Source organism: Hydrogenoanaerobacterium saccharovorans (assembly GCF_016901815.1).
Taxonomy (GTDB): domain Bacteria; phylum Bacillota; class Clostridia; order Oscillospirales; family Ruminococcaceae; genus Avimicrobium; species Avimicrobium caecorum.
The window spans coordinates 1-237 of sequence record NZ_JACSNR010000053.1 but is presented as its reverse complement, the minus strand read 5'-3'; the positions used below and the strand labels follow the sequence as shown (position 1 = coordinate 237).

At 71.3% G+C, this 237-nt stretch carries 1 protein-coding gene; it reads right to left on the bottom strand.

Features of this window, described 5'->3' with window-relative positions:
• Nucleotides 1-237, bottom strand: a 237-nt coding sequence (locus H9X81_RS12105; protein ID WP_204722191.1) for a hypothetical protein, incomplete at both ends; no start/stop codon positions are given.

The following is a 237-nucleotide window of genomic DNA, read 5'->3' as shown; positions in this document are numbered from 1 at the left end:
GGAGGAAGGCGGCAGCGGCGGTGAGGTATTCCTCCTCATTGCGCCCGATGGCGTCCCGGGGCGTGCCCGAGTTGTCCGGCGGGTTGCCGATGCGCTCCCGGAGGAATTCTCCCAGGGTGGGGCGTTCCGGTTCCTCTGGCACGGCATCGGTGCTGTCCGGGCCGGGCTCGGCGCTCTCCCCGGAGGGTTTGCTGCCCGGCGCAAACTGTGCCAGCAGCTCCCGGAGGAAGGCGGCAG